A 19,233-nucleotide genomic window follows, 5' to 3' on the forward strand; every position below is an offset into this window, starting at 1 on the left:
CCGCCCCCTCGATCCCCGCCCCCTCGGACGTTCGACGGTCGTACGAGACGAAGCTCAGTTCCGACGCGCCGTAGAAGTGCGTCATGGTCGCGTTCGGTAGCACCGTGGCAAGTGCCGCCCGACCCGACTGCGGCCATCTCGCCGCAGACGACAGCACCTCGCGGACGCTGGGGTACTGCACGTGCGACCGCGCGATGTCCCAGGCAATAGTCGGTACCGAATACAGGTGTGTCGGAGCATCTTCGAGAGCGGCCGCCGCCGTGCGCAGCGACATGCTGTTCGACGGCTATCTGAGTCGGGTGGGTGAGCACACCACCCTGACGGACGGCCCGGTCGACGGGTGGATGACGGTCGGTGATCGCGGCAGCGTCGACCAGGGCCGGCTGACCTTGCTCGGCCGCGGTAGCGAGACGATCGTTCGAGCCGGCCTCACGGTCGAGTTGCCCCCGATCGAGGTAGCGCTGTTGTCGGTCCCCGGTGTTCTCGATGCCGGAGTTCTGGGCTTGCCCGATGATCGAGCGGGGGAGATACCGGCCGCCGGAGTGGTTGTAGCAGAGAATGATTCACCGACGGTAGCGCAGATACGGCGGCACCTGCGTTCGTTGCTCCCCGACCCGAGTCTGCCCGTCGTCATCGCGATCGTCGACGGTTTGCCGCGTACCCCGCGCGGCAAGCTCGATCGTCAGGCCTTGGGTGCAACCTTGGCGACGGTGCGGACCGTGGGTTCGCCCGAGGCTCCGGTGACGACGAACCAGACGGTCAGCGCTCCGCCCTCGTAGCGGTGACGTAGCGTCACGCGTTCGTTCGCCAGCACCGGCGTGAGGTATTCGATGACGGCGCGGTGGGGCGCTGCGGCCAGGTGCGGCAAGTCCACCAGGAGTTCTTCGACCGCGTGCCAGTACGCCGCGTTGTTGAGGTGATTGAAGGGGTCGATATCGGTTGCGCGCAAGGGGAATTCGATATCGTCCTGGGATTGCGACGGTACCGGTTCGGCCAGCCACGCCTTCCAGCGCAAGCGGTGCTGATCGGTGGTCTTGGCCAGCATCTCCAGTGCCGCGTCGCTGATGCGCGTCGGCATGCCGGTGTCCTTGCTGATGTTGATCCAGAAGCCCTCGGTCTCGATGCGACCGCCCTTGGGGGTCGTCACCGCCACCCGCATGTTGGACCAGCGCGTCGACATCGAGGAACACCAGCGCCGCAGGTGCACGCGGTCGGGAAAGTGGATGGGCTCGAAGACGTCGATGACGGTGCGTCGCACGATCCACATCGGGTCGGTCTTACCCAGAGGGGTGGCGTCGAGATTGTCGGTGCCGATGTCCTGGAGGTAGCGCGCGACACCGTCGAACCGGAGTCGGTTGTTGGGGTCGATGTCGCCGGTACGTACTGGCCAGCTCGTCTCGAAGCCTTCACCGGGCGGCGGCTCGGGTGCCAGTTCGTCGTCGAAGCCGGCCGGTTCCACGCGTGCATTGGTCACGTCCGCACTGTACGCGGGTGGACCCACGTGATACCCGTCAGAGGATGTGGCGAGCTCGCATCCCGTCGAACACCGGTGCCACCCGCACCACGTCACCGGTGGTGGGCGCATGCACCATCTGCCCGTTGCCCATGTAGATCGCCACGTGTCCCGGGCCCGCCGCGCCCCAGTTGCCGAACAGTAGATCGCCGGGCTGGGCGAGGGCCATCGGCACCTCGGTGCCCACGTTCCACTGCGTCTCCGACGTACGCGGCAGGGTGACCTTTCCGCCCGAGGCCTTGAACAGTGCGTAGGACGTCAGGCCCGAGCAGTCGAATCCGCCGCCGGACGGTCCGTTGATGTTTCCGCCGCCCCACACGTACGGCAGGCCCAGGTAATCCATCGCCAATTGCACTGCCCGCCCGCCCATTCCGGTGAGATCGAGCCCGGCGAACGGAGTGAGGATGGCCGCGAACTGGGCCTCGGTGGCCCGGATGCGCGCTACGTAGGGCTTGGTCTGAGTCTCGTAATCGACTGACCCCGAGGGCATTCCGCCCGAGCGCAACACTGCGCCCGCTCCGGCGTTGTATCCGGCGAGGGTCAGGTCCGTCGTGTCGCCCGAGACCTTGCCGTCGCGCTTCCAGCTGTCGACCTGTCCGTAGATGTCGCACAGCATCGTTCCCGACGCCATGACCGAGTCACCGATGCTGTTGACGTCGACCACGCCGTTGCCGTCGTAGTCCTTGCCGTAGGTTGCCCAGGTTCCCGGCATGAACTGGCCGGGTCCCTGTGCGCCGGTGCTCGATACCGGAGCTGTCGGACCGTATCGAAATCCGTTCTCTGCGGCATAGAGCGCGGCGATCGTTGTGGCCTTGACGCCGCCGCAGATGTTGCCTGCCTTCTGCAACCACGGAACGAACGCGGTGATCGCTCCCACCGCGCCCAAACCGATAGGGCCCACATTGATGCCGGTGAACGTTATGGGTAGACCGGGGAACAGTGCTCGCCGAATGGCTTCGGCCGACGCCATGAACGCCGTCTGGGTCGCGATGTCGGCGGCGGTGTACGTCCGGCCGGCGAATTGCAGGGCGCCGGTGGCGAGCCCGGCGACGGCGCTGGATGCCGTACCGGACGAGAAGACACTGTTCGACGAGAAGACACTGAAGGGAAGCGGGGCACCGGCAGTGATCGCAGCCTGTGTGACGGCTGCCCCTGCAGCTGGGGACACCGCCCCGGGCGCAGCAGTGTCGGCAGCGCCTGCAGCTGCGGCAGCGTCCGGGGTCTCGATCTCGGCAACCGCGGGCAGGTCCGGCAGCATCGGTTCGACGGCGGTGTGCAGTCCCTCGGCGGCGTCGTTCAGGGTCCGGTCTGCGACGTCGGCGGCGGGTTCGGGCATGGTGCCCATCAGGTCTGCCCATTGGTCGGACATCGTTTTGCCCTGGTCCTCGGCAGCGGCAGCGACCGCGGCTGCCTGATCCTTCACCGCCTGATTCTGCAGTGGAGCTGGGGCGTCCGTTCCGGCGACTGCGCCTGCGGCAGACACGATGACGGCAACGATGACTGCGAAGGGATCGCCTGCCATGCTTCGACTCCTGTTACTCGATCGTTCTTCCCCGAGCCAGGAGCTGTGATCAGACTCACCCGGGTGCTGCAACCATCATGCACGGTGCAGCCGATCGACTCATGAGTTTTGCGAAACTGTCAGAGCAACGAAACTCAGAGCAACGAGCCCCAGTAGTCCGAGAACCGGATTCCGATGAGCGCGACGACGATTGCGTACCACACGGCGAGCAGCGTCCACCGCCATTCGAGGAAAAGACGGCCGACTGTGCCCGGGCGTTCGTCCGGATTACTGGAGCCGGTACTGATCAGCCGGCTCAGCGCCAGTACGAACAGTGGCATCGTCACCGCCCACACCACCATGCAGTACGGGCACAGGGCACCGATCTCGTAGAGACTCTCGAAGATCAGCCAGTGCACGAACACTTCGCCGAGCAGCAGCCCGGCACTCAGTCCGAGCCAGAACCAGTGCGGGAGTTCGACGCGGCCGAGCCACAGGATACCGGCGACGAGAGCGACGGAGAACGCCACGATTCCGAGGATCGGATTGGGGAATCCGAACAGCGCAGCTTGCTTCGTGACCATCACCGACCCGCACGAGAGCACCGGATTCAGGCTGCACGACGGAACGTAGGACGCGTCTTCGAGGAGCTTGAATCGTTCGATCGTCAGGGTCAGTGCGGCGAGGAGCCCCAGTGCGCTGAAGAGTGTGAAGACTGCAGCGCCGGCGCGAGTTCTCATGGTCGGTTACCGGTTGCTGCTCAGTTTCCGGCTGCCGCGGCGGCAGCGAGGATGTTCTCGGGTGTCGGAGTGGCGACGTCAGTGCCGTTGACGCGGACGCTCGGCGTTCCGTTGATGCCCTCGCCGATGACGGTCTGCGTCTGGGTGGTGACCCAGTCCGTGTAACTGCCGTCGGTGATGCACGACGCGGTGGCGGGGGAGTCGGCACCGGCTGCGGCGGCGATCTCGACGAGCTTGTCGTCGGGCAGACCGTTGCCGTTCTCAGCGGGCTGCTCGGCGAACATCGAGTTGTGCCAGTTCGTCCAACTGTCCCGATCGTTCTCGGCGACGCAGATCGACGCGCTCGCAGCACGAGTGGAATACATCGTGCCGTTCGAGAAGCGATCGAGAATGGAGATGGGACGGTAATCGACGGCGACGTTGCCTGCGTCGGCCAGCTGCTGCAGAGTCGATCCGCTGACCGACTCGAATGCCTTGCAGGCCGGGCACTGGAAGTCCTCGACGACGCTGACGACAGTGGTGGCATCGGGGTTGCCGAAACGAATGGCACCGTTCGCGGTGAGTGACGTGGGAGTCAGCTGCGGGCCCGATGTGGAACTCGCGTCGGGAGATGCCTCACCCGACGTCGAATCCTTGTTGACGATGAACAGAGCAATGGCTGCAACGAGTGCGATGAGAACGACCGCGACGACGATCTGGATCAGCGTTCGACGATTCTTGTCGCCGTTCTGCATTGCCCGGATGTCCTTGGACGCTCTGCCGTCTCTCGATGCCTTGTTGCTGGTGTTCACGGCGACCAGTTTATGCAGGACAACCTGAGTGTCAGATGAGAGCTGTGTCGAATAAGTGCAGTATCAGACAAGTACTGCGAGTCGTTCGATTGCGAATCGGTATCCGTCGATGCCGAGTCCGGCGATGACTCCGCTGGCGATCGGAGAGACGTAGGAGTGGTGCCGGAACTCCTCGCGGGCGTGCACGTTGGAGATGTGCACCTCGATGATCGGGACCTCGGGGATGACGAGTGCGTCACGCAGCGCCACCGACGTGTGGGTCAGTCCGCCGGGGTTGATGACGATGCCCGACGCCACCCCGCGTGCCTCGTGGATCCAGTCGATCAACTGTCCCTCGTGGTTGGACTGCTCTGCTTTCACGTCGAGTCCGTGTGTGGCGGCGGTCTTCTCGCACAGGGCGACGACGTCGGCGAGGGTGGCGCTGCCGTACACCTCGGGCTGGCGGGTGCCGAGCATGTTCAGGTTCGGACCGTTGAGCACCAGCACTTGCTTGGCCATGACGTCACTCGCTTTCCTGCTCTACGAACTACCGGGTCCGATCATTCCACAGCGTGGTTGACACAATCGCCCGGTGAGTACTGGCAAGACAGTCTGGGTGGTGTGGGGCGTCGGTGTCTTCGCGTATGTCATCGGGGTGCTGCATCGGACGGCCTTCGGGGTCGCCGGGCTGAGCGCAGCGGACCGGTTCTCGATCTCCCCGTCTCTGCTGTCCTCGTTCGTGGTGCTGCAGGTGGTCGTGTACGCGGCGATGCAGATTCCGGCCGGAGTGCTGCTGGATCGGATCGGTTCGCGCAAGATGATTGCTGCCGGTGCGCTGGTCATGGCGTCGGCGCAGATCACGTTGGCGCTCACCGAATCGCTGCCGGTCGCGGTGGCGGCACGTGCATTCGTGGGCATCGGCGACGCGCTGACGTTCATCTCGGTCCTGCGTCTGGTGCCGCGTTGGTTCTCGCCGCGGCGGGTGCCGATCGTGTCCCAGTTGACCGGGCTGCTGGGTCAGCTCGGGCAGGTGCTCTCGGCCGTGCCGTTTCTGATTCTGTTGAACGGGCCGGGGTGGACGTTCGCTTTCGGTAGCGCGGCGGCACTGGGTTTGCTCGCACTCGTCCTCTCACTCGCTCTGATTCGAGATCGTCCCGACGACAGCACTGCTCCGGAACCGGAGCCGACGTCGTTGCGGGAGACGCTGGACTCCATCGGCGAGGTGTGGCGACGACCGGGGACCCGGCTCGGATTCTTCTCGCACATGGGGACCCAGTTCTCGATCACCACGTTCGCCCTGTTGTGGGGTGTGCCGTACATGACCACCGCTCAGGGATTGTCGGCGTCGACGGCCGGAGCGCTGCTGACGTTGTCGGTGCTGTCGGCGGTGGCGTCGGGCATCGTGCTCGGTTTGCTCACCGGGCGCTACCCGATGCGTCGGTCCTGGCTGGTGCTGGCGATCATGGTCAGCAACGCCACGATGTGGGCCATCGTGCTGTCGCTGCCCGGACCTGCGCCGCTGTGGCTGCTCGTTCTTCTCGTCGTGGTGATTTCCGTGGGTGGGCCCGGGTCGGTGATCGGATTCGACCTCGCCCGCACGTTCAATCCGAGTGCCAATCTGGGGACGGCTCAGGGGATGGTCAACATCGGCGGCTTCCTGGCATCGCTGTTGGTCATCGCGGCGATCGGGTGGATTCTCGACGCGATGGGTGGTTACGACTTCGACAGTTTCCGGGTCGCGATGCTGGTGCAGTTTCCCGTGTGGATCATCGCGATCATCGGGGTGCTGGCGACGCGGCGCAAGACGCGCAAGGTGCTTGCGGCCGACGGCATCCACCCGCACACGATGCGCGAGGTCCGAGACCGGATGCGCCGCAAATAAACCTTTGCTTAGTCGGCTTTCTACGAGCATGCTGGTGGTCCGAATATCGTTGTAGGACACAAGCAAACGTTACGTAAAGGTGAAACAAAGAGATGGTAAGCGAGCCTGAAGCGACCGCCGAGCGTGAAGCGAGTGCGGTGAGTGGCGAGTACTCGCACCGCGAGATCATGACGATTCTGTCGGGTCTGATGATGGGCATGTTCCTGGCGGCTCTCGACCAGACGATCGTGTCCACGTCGGTACGTACCATCGCCGACGACCTGAACGGTTTCTCCGTTCTCGCCTGGGTGACAACGGCATATCTGATCACGTCCACTGTCTCGACCCCGCTGTACGGCAAGCTCTCCGATCTCTACGGGCGCAAGCCGTTCTTCATGACGGCCATCTCGATCTTCGTCGTCGGGTCCATGCTGTGCGGCATCGCGACATCGATGTACGAGCTCGCAGCTTTCCGGGCCGTGCAGGGTTTGGGTGCAGGTGGCCTGATGTCGATGGCGTTGGCGATCATCGGCGACATCGTGCCCCCGCGGGAGAGGGCCAAGTATCAGGGTTACTTCCTGGCGGTGTTCGGTACGTCCAGTGTGCTCGGGCCGGTCATCGGCGGTCTGCTGGCCGGACAGTCGTCCATTCTCGGCATCACCGGCTGGCGCTGGGTCTTCTACATCAACGTTCCGCTGGGCATCATCGCGCTCGTCGTCGTCTGGCGGGTGCTGAACTTGCCGGTCTACCGCCGCGAGGCCCGCGTCGACTGGTGGGGCGCAGTGCTTCTCAGCGTCGGGCTCGTGCCGCTGCTGATCATCGCCGAGCAGGGCCGCGTCTGGGGATGGAGTTCGCCGCGGGCACTGCTGTGCTTCGGGATCGGCATCGTGGGCGTCATCGCGTTCGTTCTCGCCGAGATCAAGATGGGCGACGACGCCTTGATCCCCATGCGGTTCTTCCGAAACCCGTTGTTCTCGTTGTGTATTGCCGTCAGTGTCATCGCAGGCGCAGCCATGTTCGGCGGCATCTCGTTGCTGCCGCAGTACCTGCAGGTGGTCAAGGGTTCCTCGCCGACTCTCGCCGGCTATCAGACCTTGCCGCTCGTCGGCGCTTTGATGATCGCGTCCATCGTGTCGGGTTCGATCATCTCGAAGACGGGGCGGTACAAGATCTTTCCGATCGTCGGCACTGCGCTGATGGCGATCGCCATGTTCACGTTCCACTACGTGCACGCCGACACTCCGTTGTGGCAGACGATGGTCGTGATGGGTGTGTTCGGTCTCGGTCTCGGTTCGATGATGCAGCCGCTCACGTTGGCCATCCAGAATGCGATGCCGCCCAAGGACATGGGCGTCTCCACCTCGGCGGCAACCTTTTTCCGTCAGATCGGTGCGACGGTCGGCGTGGCGGTGTTCCTGTCGATGCTGTTCACGCAGCTGACGCCCAAGACCGGCGATGCGTTGGTCGCCGCGAGTTCGACGCCCGCGTTCCAGCAGGCCGTGCAGAGCGCGGCCACCAGTGCCGATCCGTTGGAGTCCGGGTTCGCGAAGGCCATCGCCTCGGGTGATGCATCCGTTGCCGGTAGTGCCTTGCAGGACAGTTCGTTCATCCAGAAGCTCGATCCCGCGCTCGCCGAGCCGTTCCGCATCGGCTTCTCCGACGCGATGGACTACGTGTTCCTGGCCGTGTCGATCCTGATGCTCCTCGGATTCGTCCTGGTGCTCTTCCTCAAGGAGGTGCCGCTGCGCACGATGTCGGGTCTGGCGGCAGCTCAGCAGGAACGCGACGAAGAGCGAGCGAACGACGTGGGCACGGGTCTACATTGATGGCGTGAATTCGGAGAACTGGGTTCGGCTCGGCTCGGTGGACACCTGGTACGCCGAGGTGGGCGACGGGGAACCGCTGGTCCTTCTCCATCCTGGGGGCGCTGATGCGCGAGCGCTGGATGTCAATGTCGCCGGGCTGTCCTCGGCGTTTCGGGTGCTCACCCCCGAACGTCGAGGGCATGGCCGCACCACGGATGTTTCCGGGCCTGGTCTCTCCTCCGAGTTGACGTTCTCGGACATGGTCGACGACACCGTTGCGTTCATCGAGCAGGTCGTCGGGCGACGGACGCGGTTGGCCGGGTGCAGCGACGGCGGTGTCGTAGCGCTACTGGTCGCACTGCAACGCCCGGATCTGGTGGATCGTCTCGCCTGCGTCGCGAGTGTCTTCCATCGCGATGGTTGGGGCGGCGGGTTGTCCGGACTCGGCGACGCCGACCGTAGCGATTTCGTACGCCGGCTCGACGATATGCACAGTGCAGATCCCGCACTGACTGCGAGCGATCTCGCCGAGTTGTCGGTGCGCACTCTGGTGATGATCGGTGACGACGACGAGGTGAGCATCGAGCATGCTGCCGAGTTCTACCGCAGTATGCCGGTCGCCGAGCTGGCAATAGTCCCGGGTACCTCGCATGGTGTGTTGGTCGAGAAGCCCGCGTTGTCCAATGCGATATTGCTGGACTTCTTCACCCGGGATGCAGTGCAGACGTTCGCGCCCATTCGCCGAGCCTAGTCCGTGGTCACGGTGTGTGACGCAGGCCGTCGAACAGGGCCTTCAATCCGCGATCGAGCTCGCGGGCACCGTCGTATGCGGTGATGAGTGGCGGCAGTACGGACATGATCGGGAAGTCCTCGATCGGGAGTCTGCGCAACGCGAGGCTGAGTCTGTCGACGGTCTCGTCCGGGTTGTCCGTCGTCTCCTGCGTTTCACTGAGCACGTGACCGCGGAGCATCGACATCAGCAACCGGTAGGCCGAGAGCGCCTCGGGGACAGTGAATCCCGCGGTGGCAAACAGGCTCAATATGCCTTCGAGTGACATCAGGGACCTGGTGGTGCCCAAACCCAGCGGAGTTGCTCGTGGCCGAGTCGCCAGCAAAACGGCCGCGCGCGGATGTGCCAAGGCGAGTTCGCGATAATGCCGGCCGAAGATCGTCAGCTGACGTCGCCAATCGGTGTCCGATCCGTCCACCGACACGAGGTCGCCGAGAATCGAATCGGCAACGGCGTCGAGTAGTGCTTCCTTGGTGGCGACGTACCGGTACACGGTCATGGGGTCGCGATCGATCGAGACGGCCAGGCTGCGGATGGTCAGGCTGTCGAGTCCGGTGTCGTCGATGATGGCGAGGGCGGCCGACACGACGAATTCGTGGTCGATTCTGTCCCGAGAGTTGTGGCTGCTGCGATCCGAGGGGGTCATCACATTGCTCCACCATTTTCGGTTATTCGGATAAGCGGCAAGCCGACGGCTTTCGGTCGATAAACAATCTTATTGTTCACCAACGCTTTTCGCTTGACCCCCGACCCTACACATGGTGTGCTGTAGTTCTACACCGTAGAGATACGGGGAAACTCGCTGTTGCGGAGTGGGCCACGAGCCTCCGCGCCCCCTCTACTCATGTCGCGCAGTTGAACAGCCAGCCGGCGACGCCACCGATATACGGACTCCGCGAGACCTCGACGCCCCTGGTGAATTCCAGTGACCATCGTCGACCGTCGCGGTACCGCTGCAGACACCATCGAATCTCGTCGGGGGAATCGATATCCCTAAAGCGTTGTGCGGCAACAAGCCTCGCACGCATCTCCTCGAGCAGATCGGTACACACCATGTACTCTCCGCAACATCGTCCTGCGCCGTCCACATCCAGACGCAAGGGCTCGGCGTTGATTCCCCTCGTCGGTACCGTCGCACTGGCCACCAGCGCGCTCATGCTGGTCAACGCCTCTTCGGCCGACGCTCAATCACCTGCTGTCGTCGTCCCCACCGTCGGTCTCGGTGCCGCAGATCCGTACGCAATTCTTGCCGGCTCCACCGTGACCGATGCGGGTGGATCTGTGATCAACGGCTCCGTGGGTGTGAGCCCAGGTGACGGGAACCCTTCGAGCGTCAGCGGCCTGCTGCAGGGCCAAATTACCAACGGCGTGATCGATGACAAGAACGAACGGGCCTTGAATGCGAAAGCTGCTCTGCAGGTTGCATATACCAACGCTGCCAACAGGTCTGGTCCCGAACTGGTTCCCGTCGAGCTCGGGGGCACCACACGGTATGCCGGTCTGTACAAGGGCGACACGCTCGGATTGACCGGATCTCTGCCTCTGACGCTCGATGCGCAAGGCAATTCCGCTGCGGTCTTCATCTTCCAAGCCGGATCCACTCTCATCACGGGCTCGAACAGCAGTGTCTCACTGATCAACGGGGCCAGCCCGTGCAACGTGTTCTGGCAGGTGGGAAGCTCGGCCACTCTCGGCACCGGCACCGATTTCGTCGGCACGGTCATGGCGCAGGCGTCGATCACCGCGACGACGGATGCCGATGTGCGGGGACGGCTCTTGGCTTTGACCGGCGCAGTCACCCTCGACTCGAACACGATCAGCAACGCCGAGTGTGGGATCACCGAACCGCCGGTCACGACCACGAACCCTCCGGTCACGACCACGACGCCTCCGGTCACGACGACCACACCGCCGGCGCCTACGACAACGACACCGGCACCCACGACAACGACGACCGCCCCGGGTGGCGGCGGCGGTACGCCGGGTGATGGTGGCGGAACGCCGGGTACACCGGGTGACGGCGGTGGTGGCGGTACGCCGCCGATCGTCATCGAAGTACCCCCGATCCCGGGTCTGCCGCCGATCCCCGGCATCACGCTTCCGCCGATTCCGGGTATCCCGAACGTGCCGGACAACCCGAACACGCCGGATCAGCCGAACACGCCGGATCAGCCGCGCACTCCCGATCAGCCGAACACCCCGGACCAGCCTCGGACTCCGGACCAGCCCAACACCCCGGACCAGCCGCGCACTCCGGATCAGCCGCGCACTCCCGATCAGCCGGGCGGCCCTGATCAGCCGGGTACATACAACCCCGGTGGCCAGATCACCCAGATTCCCAACGGTGGAGTCGAAACGGGCGATGGCAGCACCAGCGTGCGGCCGAGCGCGGCGTCGATGACGTCGATGTGGGCTGTGCTGTTGGTACTCGCTGCAGGCGGGGTCTCCGCCTTGGCGCTCAGCCGTCGTCGACGCTGAGTAACACGTGACCACTGAGATCGATACTGCTGCAGAAGTTTCCCGCACTGTAACCCGTCGCCGGGTTGCAGTGCGGGCTGCGGCAGCAGCCTGCCTGATGGTGGTGGCCCTCGTGTCGGGGTGTGCGACACCCGTCGATGAACCCGCTCCGACTCGAACGTCAGCGGCGACATCGGCTGACGTTGTTGCTCAACTTAATTCGATCCCTGCCCAGGGCGGTGGTTCGGCCGAGGATGTTGCATCTCCGCCCGAACGTATCGAGATCGACGCGATCGGTGTCGATTCCGATGTGATGGACCTCGGGTTGAATCCCGATGGAGCAATGGAAGTCCCGCCGGGCGGTTTTCCCGCAGGCTGGTACACCGGATCGCCGGTCCCCGGTCAGCTGGGACCGTCCATCGTTGCCGGCCACGTGGATTGGGCCGGTAGTCCAGGTGTCTTCTACCGACTCCGCGAACTGGAGCAGGGAGACGATGTGTCCGTCACTGCCGAGGATGGAAGTACGGTCCGGTTCGTCGTCAGCGCTGTGGAGCAGTATCCGAAGGATGCTTTCCCCACCCAGAAGGTGTACGGCGATCTCGACCACCCAGGGTTGCGTCTGATCACATGCGGTGGCCAATTCGATTCGGATGTCGCCAGTTACGAGGACAACATCGTCGTCTACGCGGATCGGGTCTGACGCTCTACGTTCCTAGCCCGGCTCGAGTTCGAGGTCGATGAATCTGCCTGCTGTTCCGCGCCTTGGGGTCTGCGGTAGACGGTCGGTAGGTGGCCGCAATCGGCGAGCTGCGTTGTTGCAGGCACGGTGACGGCAGTGGTGCCGGCATTGGAGACCCAGAATTCGACGCCATCAGCAAGGATGACCGGAGTCCACAGGCCCGCGGTCTTCAGGCTGTGGTGACAGCGGCACAGGCAGACCTTCATGCCAGCTCGAATCGCTCCAGCACCACCTGAGTGTCGTCGTTGACCGTGAAATTCGGATTGCCCAGCTCCTCGCGGACTTCGACGGACTGCCAGAATCGTTCGTGTCCGGCACGCCACTGCGCCACATCGGCGTATCCCTCAGCCTCGTCGAGCGCATGCTGCAGCGGAACATCGCTCAGCGCAACGACCTCGACGGCCGTGGTCTCGATGACCCCGACTACGGCACCCGCCGAATTCACCACCGCACCGCGTTCGCCGACCCTCGGCAGCTCCTCGTCGGTGTACTGAGCCAACAGGCTTGCCGTGCTGGTCTTCGCTCCGGACAGCACGGCCGCAACCAGCGTGTCCCGTAGTGGGCCCGGGTAGGCGAACTCGACAATCGGCAGATCGGTCACTCACGCATCATATTTCGAGGTCTACCCACACCAGTCTGTGGTCCGACGGGTGCTCGGCCTGATCGGGCCAATACACCTGCGAGTCGCGCACGGTCAGATCGTCCGACGGCAGCACGTAGTCCACCCGCAGGTCACCCGGCGTCGGATCAGCGAAATCGGCTGTGTCCGTTCCATGTCCATCGGACGTGGGTGCCGGATCTCGAACCCGCGGAAGATCCAGAACCTGTGCGATGGCACCGGCCACGGAGTCGCCGTCGACCGGATCGCTGTTCTGGTCGCCCATCATCACGAACGACGCTCCCTCGTCGAGTCCGCCTCGCACGCCGTTGTCGTCGTAGAGGTAGTCGGCACCGGAAATGTAATCGGCGCTCAACCGGATCTCGTCGTGATTGCGCTTACCGTTACGGTCCTCGGGTCCGTCGAAGGATGGGGGAGTGGGATGCGAAGCCAACACGTGCAGCGTCTTCCCGTTCACGTCGACGGGCACGTCCCAATGAGACTTGCTGGACAGTCGAAGCGCGTCTGCGTTCTCTCCGTAATAGTCGCGCGGTAACAGCGAGTTCGGCATGTCCTTCCACAGAAAGTTCTGGAACGTGCGTACCGAACCGGTGTCGATCGGGAACTTCGAGTACACCACCATGCCGTACTGACCGGGAAACTGTCCGAATCCCCAGGCGTCACCGGGGCCACCGAGTGCGCCGTCCCCGTCCAGGTCGAGTCCCGAGTCGACGCCGGTGTTCACCGGAGCAGTGAAGAAGAACGGGTACTGCCCGTCGAGGTAGTTCTCGTTGAAGAGGGTGGGGCCATCGGACCCCGAATAGTCGAACTCGTTGACCAGCAGAACATCCGGTGAGTTCGCGGAGATCACGTCGGCCACTGCGCGAGCCTGGGCGTTCTCCGCGCTCAGGTCGGTGACCAACTGTCCGGCCGCGGACCGATTGAGACTGGCGTTGAACGTCGCCACCCGGATGCTCGACGGTTCGTCGGGGGTCGGGTCTGCAGCAGACGGGTCCGTGGTGGAGCAGCCGGCAGCCATGACGGCGAGGGTAACGGCGACGGCCACAAGTCTCGACGTTTTCACGTTTCCCACCGTAGAGACGGTAAGCGAACGTAAGGTTACGAATTAACAAGCAAGCGTGCTTGCTTTTTTCTCGTGCCTTTGTGAAGCTGGTCCTATGGCAGACCTCGACTCACTCGTCGGCGATCTCCGTGCCGAGGGTGACGACCTCGACGCGCTGGTGGCCGAGCTGGTACCCGAACGCTGGGCGGCACCTACTCCGGCGGCGGGCTGGACGATCGCACATCAGATCGCGCACCTGTCGTGGACGGATCACGTCGCGGAGCGAACCACATCCGCAGCGTCCGGTGATACCGCGGCCGAGGAGGAGTTCGCCCGCACGCTGAAAAAGGCCTGGGAGAACCCCACTGGATTCGTCGACGACGCCGCCGAGGAGGAAGCGGGCAATCCGGAACTGTTGAGCGCCTGGCGAACCCGCCGCCACGCCATGACGGACGCGCTGAAGCAGGTCCCGTCGGGCGTCAAGATCCAGTGGTTCGGGCCGCCCATGAGTGCCGCGTCCATGGCCACCGCCCGTCTCATGGAGACGTGGGCCCACGGACAGGATGTCGCCGATGCGCTGGGCGTGACCCGCGTGCCGACCGACCGAATCCGCGGAGTCGCACACATCGGCGTGCGGACACGGGATTTCGCTTACGCTGTCAACGAGCAGACTCCGCCGGCGGAACCGTTCGGAGTCGAGCTCACCGCACCCTCGGGCGAAGTGTGGACGTGGGGTCCCGACGACGCAGAACAGCGTGTCACCGGATCTGCACTCGACTTCTGCCTTCTCGTCACTCAGCGCGCACACCGCGACGATCTGGACGTTCGAGCCGACGGGGCCGACGCCGCACACTGGCTCACCATCGCCCAAGCCTTCGCAGGCCCTCCCGGACAGGGACGAGACAAGGCAGGACGCGAGAAAGCATGACCGTACGTATAGGCAACTGCTCCGGTTTCTACGGAGATCGACTGTCCGCGATGCGGGAGATGCTCGAGGGAGGAGACCTCGATTACCTCACCGGTGACTACCTCGCCGAGCTGACCATGCTCATTCTCGGACGCGACCGAATGAAGGACGCGACCCGTGGCTACGCCAAAACCTTTCTGCGGCAGGCCGAGGACTGCCTCGGACTGGCACTCGACAAGGGCGTGAAGATCGTGGCCAATGCCGGCGGACTCAATCCGCGCGGACTGGTCGAGGCGTTGGAGAAGCTCGATTCCGGCGCGAAGATCGCCTACGTGGACGGCGACGACCTCCTCGGCAGGGCAGGCGAACTCGGCCTCGGCAGCCCGCTGACGGCAAACGCCTACCTCGGTGCGTGGGGAATCGTGGAATGCCTGAACTCCGGTGCCGACGTCGTGGTGACCGGTCGCGTCACCGACGCCAGTGTCATCGTCGGCCCCGCCGCCGCTCACTTCGGTTGGTCGACAACCGATTACGATGCATTGGCCGGCGCGGTCATCGCGGGCCACGTCATCGAGTGCGGTACTCAAGCGACCGGCGGCAACTACTCGTTCTTCACCGAGATCGCCGACATGTCCCGTCCCGGGTTCCCCATCGCCGAGATCGAAGCCGACGGATCCTCCGTCATCACCAAGCACGAGGGCACCGGCGGTGCCGTCAGCGTCGGTACCGTCACAGCGCAACTGCTGTACGAGATCACCGGTGGCCGATACGCGAACCCCGACGTCACCGCGCGCATCGACACGGCGGTCCTGGCGCAGGAGTCCAGCAACCGAGTATCGATCAGCGGGGTCACCGGAGAAGCGCCGCCGCCCACCTACAAGGTCTCGCTCAACGCGCTCGGCGGCTTCCGCAACGAATTCACGATGGTGTTGACCGGCCTGGACATCGAGGCCAAAGCCGAACTGGCGCAACGGCAGTTCGAGTCGTGGTTGCCCGCCCGACCGACCGAGTTGGACTGGACTCTGGTGCGTACCGACAAGCCCGACGCCGAGACCGAGGAAACCGCAAGCGCGTTGCTGCGCTGCGTCGCCCGCGACAGTAACCCCGACGCGGTGGGACGCCAGTTCTCGGCTGTGGCGGTCGAACTCGCACTTGCCAGCTACCCGGGCTTCTCGGTCACCGCACCGCCCGGAAACGGAGCCCCGTACGGGGTGTTCACCGCAGGTTTCGTCGACGCACACGACGTACCGCATACGGCCCACCTGGCCGACGGCACCGAACGCAGCATCGCACCCTCGGCGGAGACGCGAGTCCTGGAATCGCTGGTCGAACCGCAGCTGCCGGCACCGCGAGCCGCCGAGGACACCATCCGACTACCACTCGGCACCATCGCCGCCGCCCGCAGCGGAGACAAGGGTGGGAGCGCCAACGTCGGAGTGTGGGTGCGCACCGACGACGAATTCGCCTGGCTCGTCCACGCATTGACCGTCGACACCCTGAAAACGATGCTGCCCGAGGCCGAGCACCTCACGGTCACGCGCCACGTGTTGCCCAATCTGCGGGCGGTGAACTTCGTCATCGACGGCATTCTCGGCCAGGGCGTTGCATCGCAGGCCAGATTCGATCCACAGGCCAAGGGGCTCGGTGAGTGGCTGCGGTCGCGTCACATCGACATCCCCGAAACACTCGTGTTCACAGGAGTGGAGCCTGCGGAACGACCCGACAAGAAAGCAGCACTCATATGAGCATCTGGACGACGCCGGAGCGTCAGCAGCTTCGCAAGACCGTTCGCAGTTTCGTCGAGCAGGACATCGCGCCGCATATGAACCAGTGGGAAGCCGACGGCGAGATTCCGCGTGAGCTGCACAAGAAGGCGGCCGCTCTCGGTTTGCTGGGCGCAGGGTTTCCCGAGGACGTCGGCGGCGACGGCGGTGATCTCGCGGACGCGGTGCTGATCTGCGAGGAGATGCACCAGGCCGGCGCGTCGGGCGGACTGTTCGCTTCTCTGTTCACCTGTGGAATTGCGTTGCCGCACTTGGTTGCCGCGAGAGATCCTGAGCAGATCGACAAGTGGGTACGGCCGACGCTCGCGGGGGAGAAGATCGGCTCGCTCGCGATCACCGAGCCGGGCGGCGGCTCCGACGTGGGTCATCTGCGGACCAAGGCGGTCAGAGACGGCGACCATTACATCGTCAACGGGTCGAAGACCTACATCACCTCGGGGTGCCGTGCGGACTTCGTCGTCACCGCGGTCCGGACGGGAGGCGAGGGGGCAGCCGGAGTGTCGCTCCTCGTCGTCGAAAGGGGCACAGCGGGCTTCGAGGTCACCAGCAAGCTCGACAAGATGGGGTGGCGCGCCTCCGATACCGCCGAACTCTCCTTCGTCGACGCACGGGTTCCGGTGGCCAACCTGGTCGGTGCCGAGAACAGTGGCTTCGTCCAGATCGCGCAGGCATTTCTCACCGAGCGTATCGCTCTCGCCGCTCAGGCCTACGCCAGCGCGCAGCGGTGCCTCGATCTGACGCTGCAGTGGGTCCGTGATCGCGAGACCTTCGGAAAGCCGCTCATCGCACGGCAATCCGTACAGAACACCGTCACCGAGATGGCGCGCAAGATCGACATCGCTCGCGTGTACACCCGCTCCCTCGTCGAGCGGTCCTTGCAGGAGGACGGTGACTTCATCGCCGAGGTCTGCTTCGCCAAGAACACCGCCGTCGAATCCGGGGAGTGGGTGGCCAATCAAGCCGTCCAGCTGTTCGGCGGACTCGGGTACATGCGCGAGAGCGAGGTCGAACGGCAATACCGCGACATGCGCATCCTCGGTATCGGCGGCGGAACCACCGAAATTCTCACCGGCCTTGCCGCAAAACGATTGGGATACCAGGCATGAGCGTGCTGAAGTCCACTCTCGACACCGCATCGGAGCAGTACACCGGTGCCACCGAGGCCATGCACACCAAACTGGCCGAGATCGACGCCGAACACGACAAGGCTCTGCTCGGTGGCGGTCAGAAGTACGTCGATCGCCACAAGAAGCGTGGCAAGCTGCTCGCCCGTGAGCGCATCGAATTGTTGATCGACGAGGACTCCGCGTTTCTCGAACTGTGCCCACTTGCGGCGTGGGGCAGCGACTTTCCCGTCGGTGCCAGCACCGTCATGGGTATCGGTGTCGTGTGCGGGGTCGAATGTCTCATCGTTGCCAACGATCCCACGGTCCGCGGCGGGTCCAGCAACCCGTGGACCCTGAAGAAGGGGTTCCGCGGCAACGACATCGCCACCCAGAACCGACTGCCGGTCATCTCTCTCGTCGAGTCGGGCGGTGCCGACCTGCCCACGCAGAAAGAGGTGTTCATCCCCGGCGGACGCATGTTCCGCGATCTGACGCAGCTGTCGGCGGCCGGCATTCCGACCATCGCCCTGGTGTTCGGTAATTCGACTGCGGGCGGTGCCTACGTTCCCGGCATGTCCGATCACGTCGTCATGATCAAGGAACGATCCAAGGTGTTCTTGGCCGGACCGCCCCTGGTGAAGATGGCCACCGGTGAGGATTCGGACGACGAGTCGCTCGGCGGAGCCGAGATGCACGCCCGGAAGTCGGGTCTCGCAGACTACTTCGCCGTCGACGAGCAGGACGCCATCCGTATCGGACGCAGCATCGTCTCCCGGTTGAATTGGAAGAAGAAGGGGCCCGAGCCACGGGCCGAGGTCATCGAGCCACTCGCCGATCCCGAGGATCTGCTCGGCATCGTCCCCACCGACCTGAAGATCCCGTTCGATCCCCGTGAGGTCATCGCCCGCATCGTCGACGGTTCCGACTTCGACGAGTTCAAGCCGATGTACGGCGGCTCGCTCGTCACCGGCTGGGCCGAGTTGCACGGCTACCCGATCGGCATCCTGGCCAACGCACGCGGCGTGCTGTTCAGCGAGGAATCGCAGAAGGCGACGCAGTTCATCCAGCTCGCCAACCGGTCGAACACGCCACTGCTGTTCCTGCACAACACCACCGGCTACATGGTCGGCAAGGAATACGAGGAAGGCGGCATGATCAAGCACGGATCGATGATGATCAACGCCGTCTCCAACTCGAAGGTGCCGCACATCTCGATCCTGCTCGGGGCGTCCTACGGAGCCGGCCATTACGGCATGTGCGGCCGTGCTTTCGATCCTCGCTTCCTCTTCGCCTGGCCGTCCAGCAAATCCGCCGTCATGGGTGGCGCACAGCTGGCCGGCGTCATCTCCATCGTCGGACGCGCCGCCGCAGAAGCTCGCGGTCAAGCGTTCGACGCGGAGGCCGATGCCGGACTGCGCGCGATGATCGAGAATCAGATCGAAGCCGAATCGTTGCCGATGTTCCTGTCCGGACGCCTCTACGACGACGGCGTCATCGATCCCCGTGACACCCGCACGGTAGTGGGAATGTGCCTGTCGGCCATCGCCTCTGCCCCGATCGAAGGCACCGCGAACTTCGGTGTCTTCCGGATGTGATGCC

At 64.3% G+C, this 19,233-nt stretch carries 19 protein-coding genes and 1 pseudogene; 10 read left to right on the forward strand and 10 right to left on the reverse strand.

What is annotated here, in order from left to right; all coding sequences use genetic code 11:
- A pseudogene (locus CH262_RS13115) lies at nt 1–274 on the reverse strand (AMP-binding protein); the annotation flags it as partial.
- Between CH262_RS13115 and CH262_RS13120 the strand changes: the two are divergent.
- Entirely contained in the window at nt 261–779 is a 519-nt protein-coding gene (locus tag CH262_RS13120; protein WP_256988783.1) for an AMP-binding enzyme, read from the forward strand. The pseudogene CH262_RS13115 and the gene CH262_RS13120 sit on opposite strands and share 14 nt — an antisense overlap.
- On the opposite strand, the gene CH262_RS13125 is transcribed toward CH262_RS13120, so the two are convergent.
- The 5 genes from CH262_RS13125 to aroQ all read right to left on the reverse strand — a co-directional run bounded on the left by CH262_RS13125 (nt 683) and on the right by aroQ (nt 5,043).
- Nucleotides 683–1,474: an acyl-[acyl-carrier-protein] thioesterase gene (locus tag CH262_RS13125; RefSeq protein ID WP_256988784.1), complete on the reverse strand. Its 792-nt coding sequence runs from the start codon at nt 1,472–1,474 to the stop codon at nt 683–685. The genes CH262_RS13120 and CH262_RS13125 overlap by 97 nt on opposite strands.
- Nucleotides 1,475–1,511: 37 nt before the next feature.
- On the reverse strand, nt 1,512–3,035 hold the full coding sequence (locus CH262_RS13130) for a C40 family peptidase (protein WP_094717765.1): 1,524 nt from the start codon (nt 3,033–3,035) through the stop codon (nt 1,512–1,514).
- A 134-nt stretch (nt 3,036–3,169) separates the two neighbouring features.
- Nucleotides 3,170–3,754, reverse strand: a complete 585-nt coding sequence (locus CH262_RS13135) for a vitamin K epoxide reductase family protein (protein WP_032399416.1) — start codon at nt 3,752–3,754, stop codon at nt 3,170–3,172.
- A gap of 20 nt (nt 3,755–3,774) precedes the next feature.
- Complete coding sequence (locus CH262_RS13140) at nt 3,775–4,545, reverse strand: DsbA family protein (RefSeq protein ID WP_179274988.1); 771 nt, start codon at nt 4,543–4,545, stop codon at nt 3,775–3,777.
- A 63-nt stretch (nt 4,546–4,608) separates the two neighbouring features.
- A complete protein-coding gene (aroQ, locus tag CH262_RS13145; RefSeq protein WP_094717767.1) occupies nt 4,609–5,043 on the reverse strand; it encodes a type II 3-dehydroquinate dehydratase in 435 nt (144 codons plus the stop codon).
- Between the two features lie 73 nt (nt 5,044–5,116).
- On the opposite strand from aroQ, the gene CH262_RS13150 reads away from it, so the two are divergent.
- From CH262_RS13150 to CH262_RS13160, 3 genes are all read left to right on the forward strand, one after another.
- Nucleotides 5,117–6,406: an MFS transporter gene (locus CH262_RS13150; protein ID WP_094717768.1), complete on the forward strand. Its 1,290-nt coding sequence runs from the start codon at nt 5,117–5,119 to the stop codon at nt 6,404–6,406.
- A 92-nt stretch (nt 6,407–6,498) separates the two neighbouring features.
- Nucleotides 6,499–8,211, forward strand: a complete 1,713-nt coding sequence (locus tag CH262_RS13155; RefSeq protein ID WP_045840698.1) for an MDR family MFS transporter — start codon at nt 6,499–6,501, stop codon at nt 8,209–8,211.
- Between the two features lie 4 nt (nt 8,212–8,215).
- Complete coding sequence (locus CH262_RS13160; protein ID WP_094717769.1) at nt 8,216–8,941, forward strand: alpha/beta fold hydrolase; 726 nt, start codon at nt 8,216–8,218, stop codon at nt 8,939–8,941.
- Between the two features lie 7 nt (nt 8,942–8,948).
- Here CH262_RS13160 and CH262_RS13165 read toward each other — a convergent pair whose 3' ends face one another.
- The gene (locus CH262_RS13165) at nt 8,949–9,626 is read right to left on the reverse strand and encodes a TetR/AcrR family transcriptional regulator C-terminal domain-containing protein (protein WP_063216065.1); all 678 of its coding nucleotides are present in this window, start codon (nt 9,624–9,626) and stop codon (nt 8,949–8,951) included.
- 196 nt (nt 9,627–9,822) lie between these two features.
- Nucleotides 9,823–10,035 carry a hypothetical protein gene (locus tag CH262_RS27945; RefSeq protein ID WP_048316103.1) on the reverse strand — a complete coding sequence of 71 codons (213 nt, stop codon included), beginning with the start codon at nt 10,033–10,035 and terminating at the stop codon, nt 9,823–9,825.
- Here CH262_RS27945 and CH262_RS13175 point away from each other — a divergent pair.
- Both CH262_RS13175 and CH262_RS13180 read left to right on the forward strand, forming a co-directional pair.
- A complete protein-coding gene (locus CH262_RS13175; protein ID WP_094717770.1) occupies nt 10,034–11,458 on the forward strand; it encodes an ice-binding family protein in 1,425 nt (474 codons plus the stop codon). The genes CH262_RS27945 and CH262_RS13175 overlap by 2 nt on opposite strands.
- 7 nt (nt 11,459–11,465) lie before the next feature.
- Nucleotides 11,466–12,137 (forward strand): class F sortase, encoded by a 672-nt coding sequence (locus tag CH262_RS13180; RefSeq protein WP_256988785.1) that lies wholly within the window; start codon nt 11,466–11,468, stop codon nt 12,135–12,137.
- Nucleotides 12,138–12,378: 241 nt separating this feature from the next.
- On the opposite strand, the gene CH262_RS13190 is transcribed toward CH262_RS13180, so the two are convergent.
- The gene (locus tag CH262_RS13190) at nt 12,379–12,777 is read right to left on the reverse strand and encodes an ASCH domain-containing protein (RefSeq protein WP_094717773.1); all 399 of its coding nucleotides are present in this window, start codon (nt 12,775–12,777) and stop codon (nt 12,379–12,381) included.
- Nucleotides 12,778–12,784: 7 nt separating this feature from the next.
- Complete coding sequence (locus CH262_RS13195) at nt 12,785–13,858, reverse strand: endonuclease/exonuclease/phosphatase family protein (RefSeq protein ID WP_094717794.1); 1,074 nt, start codon at nt 13,856–13,858, stop codon at nt 12,785–12,787.
- Nucleotides 13,859–13,952: 94 nt separating this feature from the next.
- Between CH262_RS13195 and CH262_RS13200 the strand changes: the two genes are divergently transcribed.
- From CH262_RS13200 to CH262_RS13215, 4 genes are read left to right on the forward strand one after another with little or no spacing between them, the layout of a single operon-like run.
- Nucleotides 13,953–14,765 (forward strand): TIGR03084 family metal-binding protein, encoded by an 813-nt coding sequence (locus CH262_RS13200; RefSeq protein WP_094717774.1) that lies wholly within the window; start codon nt 13,953–13,955, stop codon nt 14,763–14,765.
- Nucleotides 14,762–16,489 (forward strand): acyclic terpene utilization AtuA family protein, encoded by a 1,728-nt coding sequence (locus CH262_RS13205; RefSeq protein WP_094717775.1) that lies wholly within the window; start codon nt 14,762–14,764, stop codon nt 16,487–16,489. Before CH262_RS13200 ends, CH262_RS13205 begins: the two co-directional genes overlap by 4 nt.
- Nucleotides 16,486–17,634: an acyl-CoA dehydrogenase family protein gene (locus CH262_RS13210; protein ID WP_094717776.1), complete on the forward strand. Its 1,149-nt coding sequence runs from the start codon at nt 16,486–16,488 to the stop codon at nt 17,632–17,634. The genes CH262_RS13205 and CH262_RS13210 overlap by 4 nt, the downstream gene beginning before the upstream one ends.
- Entirely contained in the window at nt 17,631–19,229 is a 1,599-nt protein-coding gene (locus CH262_RS13215; protein WP_094715043.1) for an acyl-CoA carboxylase subunit beta, read from the forward strand. The genes CH262_RS13210 and CH262_RS13215 overlap by 4 nt, the downstream gene beginning before the upstream one ends.
- Nucleotides 19,230–19,233: the final 4 nt, after the last annotated feature.

Source organism: Rhodococcus sp. 05-2255-1e (assembly GCF_002259025.1).
GTDB classification, from domain to species: Bacteria; Actinomycetota; Actinomycetes; order Mycobacteriales; family Mycobacteriaceae; genus Rhodococcoides; species Rhodococcoides fascians.

Bases quoted from the DNA above. Each gene is read 5' to 3' on its own strand.
- CH262_RS13200 (WP_094717774.1), top strand. From the start codon at position 13,953: ATGGCAGACCTCGACTCACTCGTCGGCGATCTCCGTGCCGAGGGTGAC.
- CH262_RS13130 (WP_094717765.1), bottom strand. From the start codon at position 3,035: ATGGCAGGCGATCCCTTCGCAGTCATCGTTGCCGTCATCGTGTCTGCC.
- CH262_RS13210 (WP_094717776.1), top strand. From the start codon at position 16,486: ATGAGCATCTGGACGACGCCGGAGCGTCAGCAGCTTCGCAAGACCGTT.
- CH262_RS13175 (WP_094717770.1), top strand. From the start codon at position 10,034: ATGTACTCTCCGCAACATCGTCCTGCGCCGTCCACATCCAGACGCAAG.
- CH262_RS13165 (WP_063216065.1), bottom strand. From the start codon at position 9,626: ATGACCCCCTCGGATCGCAGCAGCCACAACTCTCGGGACAGAATCGAC.
- CH262_RS13215 (WP_094715043.1), top strand. From the start codon at position 17,631: ATGAGCGTGCTGAAGTCCACTCTCGACACCGCATCGGAGCAGTACACC.
- CH262_RS27945 (WP_048316103.1), bottom strand. From the start codon at position 10,035: ATGGTGTGTACCGATCTGCTCGAGGAGATGCGTGCGAGGCTTGTTGCC.
- aroQ (WP_094717767.1), bottom strand. From the start codon at position 5,043: ATGGCCAAGCAAGTGCTGGTGCTCAACGGTCCGAACCTGAACATGCTC.
- CH262_RS13205 (WP_094717775.1), top strand. From the start codon at position 14,762: ATGACCGTACGTATAGGCAACTGCTCCGGTTTCTACGGAGATCGACTG.
- CH262_RS13155 (WP_045840698.1), top strand. From the start codon at position 6,499: ATGGTAAGCGAGCCTGAAGCGACCGCCGAGCGTGAAGCGAGTGCGGTG.
- CH262_RS13135 (WP_032399416.1), bottom strand. From the start codon at position 3,754: ATGAGAACTCGCGCCGGCGCTGCAGTCTTCACACTCTTCAGCGCACTG.